The organism is Selenomonas sp. (assembly GCF_052169755.1).
Lineage (GTDB): Bacteria > Bacillota > Negativicutes > Selenomonadales > Selenomonadaceae > Selenomonas.
Genome location: NZ_JBQNBV010000152.1, coordinates 1 through 4428, shown reverse-complemented (window position 1 = coordinate 4428; position 4428 = coordinate 1). Strand labels below are relative to the sequence as shown.

The 4428-nt window shown below is 58.5% G+C and carries 4 protein-coding genes and 1 pseudogene; all 5 read left to right on the top strand.

Annotation, left to right across the window (positions count from 1 at the left end):
• A partial coding sequence (locus ACTTKG_RS09350; RefSeq protein WP_442673937.1) for an aconitase/3-isopropylmalate dehydratase large subunit family protein occupies positions 1–856 on the top strand: 856 nt, incomplete at its 5' end.
• A 1-nt stretch (position 857) separates the two neighbouring features.
• Positions 858–1352, top strand: coding sequence for a 3-isopropylmalate dehydratase small subunit (locus ACTTKG_RS09345; protein ID WP_006192243.1), 495 nt, complete (start codon positions 858–860; stop codon positions 1350–1352).
• Positions 1352–2419: a 3-isopropylmalate dehydrogenase gene (leuB, locus tag ACTTKG_RS09340; RefSeq protein ID WP_442673936.1), complete on the top strand. Its 1068-nt coding sequence runs from the start codon at positions 1352–1354 to the stop codon at positions 2417–2419. The genes ACTTKG_RS09345 and leuB overlap by 1 nt, the downstream gene beginning before the upstream one ends.
• A gap of 27 nt (positions 2420–2446) precedes the next feature.
• On the top strand, positions 2447–4108 hold the full coding sequence (ilvB, locus tag ACTTKG_RS09335; RefSeq protein ID WP_442673935.1) for a biosynthetic-type acetolactate synthase large subunit: 1662 nt from the start codon (positions 2447–2449) through the stop codon (positions 4106–4108).
• A pseudogene (locus tag ACTTKG_RS09330) lies at positions 4086–4428 on the top strand (hypothetical protein); the annotation flags it as partial. The gene ilvB and the pseudogene ACTTKG_RS09330, both read left to right, overlap by 23 nt.

Here is a 4428-nt window from a genome sequence, read left to right as displayed (position 1 = left end):
GGGCGTTGGCACGACTGATCTCGCCGTCGGCATGGCGACGGGGCGGGCTTGGTTCAAAGTGCCCGAGACGATCGCGGTGCATCTGACGGGAGAGAAGCCTGCTGATGTCAATGGCAAGGACGTGATCCTGACGCTCATCGGCATGATCGGCGTCGACGGCGCACTCTACAAGTCGCTGGAATTCACAGGCGAAGGCGTCGCCGCTCTGACAATGACGGATCGTTTGACGATTGCCAACATGGCGATTGAAGCGGGCGCGAAAAACGGCATTTTCCCCTTTGATGAAAAGACGAAGGAGTACGTTGAAGACCGCGTCAAAGGCGCGTATGAGCCTGTGGCATCGGATGCTGATGCGAAGTATTGCCGCACCGTCGAAATCGACCTCTCGTCTCTGCGTCCCGTCGTCGCTTTCCCGCATCTGCCGGGCAACACGAAGCGCGTCATGGATATCGCCGAGCCGATCAAGATCGATCAAGTGGTTATCGGCTCCTGTACGAACGGACGCTTGGAGGATCTTGAGATTTCCGCAGGGCTATTGAAGGGGCGTGAGGTGCATCCCGATGTGCGCTGCATCGTGATTCCGGGCAGTCAGGCGGTTTATCAGGAGGCGATGCACCTCGGCTACATCGATGCCTTCATCGATGCGGGCTGTGCCGTCGCTGCGCCGACGTGCGGCCCTTGCCTCGGCGGCTACATGGGTATCTTGACGGCGGGCGAACGCTGTGTTTCTACGACGAATCGTAATTTTCGCGGGCGCATGGGGCATGTCGACAGCGAGGTCTATCTGGCAGGCCCGCATGTGGCGGCTGCGAGCGCCATCTTGGGCAGAATCGCCGCGCCGGAGGAGGTAAAGTGAGATGAGTTTGCAAGGAAAAGTCTGGCGCTACGGCGACAATATCGATACGGACGTCATCATTCCCGCGCGCTATCTGAACAGCTTCGATCCGAAGGAGCTGGCGGAGCACTGCATGGTTGACATTGATGAGAGTTTCGCGAAAAACGTGCAGGAAGGCGACATCATGGTCGGCGGCAAGAACTTCGGCTGCGGCTCGTCACGCGAACACGCGCCCGTCGCCATCAAGGCATCGGGTATCCCCGTGATCATCGCGGCAGATTTCGCGCGCATCTTCTATCGCAACGGCATCAACATTGGCTTGCCGCTCCTGGAAATCGGCGATGATGTGGAGAAGATCAGCGCGGGTGATGAGCTGCGCGTCGATACGGAAACGGGAAAGATCGAGAATCTCACGACGGGCGACGTCTTTCAGGCGCATCCTCTGCCGGGATTCGTGCAGGAGATCGCCGAAGCGGGCGGCCTGATTAACTACATCAAAGAAAAGGGGGCGCTCTGATGGCAAAGAAGATTGTGGTGATACCGGGCGACGGCATCGGCAGAGAAATCACGGATGCAGCCGTCGCCGTGCTCAAGAAGACGGCGGAAAAGTTCCGTTTGGCGCTCTCCTATGAGGAGCATGATGCGGGCGGCACGGCTTACGACAAGCACGGCACGCCGCTGCCGGAGGCGACGCTCGCCGCCGCGCAGGCGGCAGACGGCGTGCTCTTCGGCGCTGTCGGCGGCGATAAGTGGGACGCGGTAGAGCCTGCTCTGCGCCCGGAAAAGGCGATTTTGGGTCTTCGGAAGGGTCTCGGCCTTTACGCAAACCTGCGTCCCGTGAAGGTCGCTGACGCGCTCGTTGAGTATTCGCCGCTGAAGCCCGAGCTTGTCAAGGGCGCTGATCTCGTCATTGTGCGCGAGCTGATCGGCGGCATCTACTTCGGCGAGAAATGCGAGTCGGAGATCAAGGACGGTCACGAGAGGGCATGGGATCTCGAAAACTATTCCGTTCCCGAAGTCGAGCGCATCGCAAAGCTCGCGTTCGAGACGGCGAAGCTGCGCCGCAGCCATGTCACGAGCGTTGACAAGGCGAACGTGCTCGCGACTTCGCGCCTCTGGCGGCGCACGGTGGCTGAGGTCGCGAAGGACTACGCGGATGTCGAGCTTACGAATCTCTATGTCGACAACTGTGCCATGCAGCTTGCCGTGCGTCCGACGCAGTTCGATGTCATCGTCACGGGCAATCTTTTCGGCGACATCCTGTCGGACGAGGCGGCGGTCGTCGGCGGCTCCATCGGCATGATGCCGTCGGCGAGCATCGGCGAAAAGACGAGCCTCTTCGAGCCGATTCACGGCTCTGCGCCCGATATTGCGGGCAAGGGCATCGCCAATCCCATCGGCACGATCCTCTCGGCGGCGATGTTGCTGCGCTATGCGCTTGCCGAAGAAGAAGCGGCGCAGGCGATCGAAAGCGCCGTCGATGCGGCGCTCGCCGACGGCTGGCGCACGGCAGACCTATGGAAGGACGGCTTCAAGAAGGCGAACACCGAGCAGATGGCAGAAGCGGTGCTCGCGCATATATAAGCGCGGGCAGGAAAGGAGAGGCTTTGCATGAGAGGCGCGAAAGCAGTTGTCGAATGTCTGAAGGAGCAGGGCGTCGACACGATCTTCGGCTATCCGGGCGGCATGAACCTGCCGCTCTACGATGCGCTTTACGATGAAAAAAATATTCATCAGATCGTCACCTCGCACGAGCAGTGCGCAGCGCACGCCGCCGACGGCTATGCGCGTGCGACGGGAAAGGTCGGCGTCTGTCTTGCGACATCGGGGCCTGGCGCGACGAATCTCGTGACGGGCATCGCCACGGCATTCATGGATTCCATCCCACTGGTGGCTATCACGGGGCAGGTCGATACGGGGCTTCTGGGGCGCGACGCCTTTCAGGAAACGGACATCCTCGGCATCACGATGCCCGTGACGAAGCACAATTTCAAGGTCAAGGACGCGGCGAAACTCATACCGACCCTGCGCGAAGCGTTTGATATCGCGCGCAGCGGCAGGCCCGGACCTGTGCTTGTCGACATTCCGCGAGACCTCTTCTTTGCCGACGTGAAGTACGAAAGCTGCATCTATGAGGAGAAGACGCCCGGAAAACCCGACGCGGACTTCCTCATCTGTGCGGCGGAAGCGGCGGAAGCGATTCGTCGTGCGAAGAAGCCGATCATCATTGCGGGCGGCGGCGTCGTTTATGCGGGCGCATCGAAGGAGCTTACGACTTTTGCCGAGCGCTACGGCATCCCCGTTGTGCAGACGTTGATGGGATTTGGCTCCATGCCGCGATCGCATCCTTTGTGCGTCGGTTTCGCCGGTATGCATGGGCGCAAGGCGGCGAACAACGCCATTGCCGAATCCGATGTCATCATCGCCGTCGGCAGTCGATTCGGCGACCGCCAGACGGGAAATGTCGTCAAATATATGAAGGGGACCAAATTCATTCACATAGATATTGATCCGGCGGAGATTGATAAGAACATTCCAAGCTCCATCGGTCTTGCGGGCGATATGAAAACGATTCTGCGCCTCTTGATGAAGCCGGAGCCGCTTTCCTGCACCGAGGAATGGCTCAAACATATCCGTCACTGGGACGAAGCGTTCGCCTATGATTACGAAGTCGATACACTGACGGCGCCGTGGGCAATGCATCATGTAGCGCTCGCTACGGCAGGCAAGCCGTACTCGTTTGCGACCGATGTCGGGCAGCATCAGATGTGGGCGGCGCTTCACCTGCGAATCGAAGAGCCGAGATCGTGGCTTACCTCGGGTGGTCTCGGCACGATGGGATTCGGTCTGCCCGCCGCTATGGGGGCGCAGGTCGCCTATGGCAAGAGCCGCCGCGTCATTCATATCGCAGGCGACGGCGGTATGCGCATGACGGGAAACGAGCTGTATACGATCGCAAGGCTCAAGCTGCCTGTGATCTCACTCGTCATGGACAACTCTGCACTCGGCATGATTCGTCAACTGCAAAAGGTCATGTATAAAGAGCGCTATATCGCCTGCGAGCTTGGTCATTCGATGGACTTCGTCGCCTATGCCAACAGCTTCGGCATCGCAGCAGAAACTGTGCAGACGCAAGAGGAGTTCGTTCGCGCCTTCGGACGCGCCACACAGGCCGACGAGCCGCGCGTCATCGTGCTAAAACTCGCGAAGAGCTTCGTCGAGCCAATGATCAAAGGCGGCGCCAGGCTCAATGAATTTGTCGAATTTAAGTAGAAGAAGCCTCATTCCTTATGCTGCAAGGGATGAGGCTTCTTTTTATGTTGCTTTGTCTGCATCACGAGCATTTTTACGACTCGGATTTTTGACACCCCTGGGTGTTTCGCCGAAATTTTCAGCCTTGACAATCTTCGCCGCAGTGCATACTATGATAGTAGAACAAGGTGAGGAGGCTATAGGCGCGGTGAGGATAATCAAGAAGGACATTCCTGCGGAATATGGTGTGCTGATTCAAAAATTCCGTTTGATAGACGATACGTTTTTCAACGTATGTTTTGACAACTATGTCGAGGGAATGCAGCTCCTGCTGCGTATCT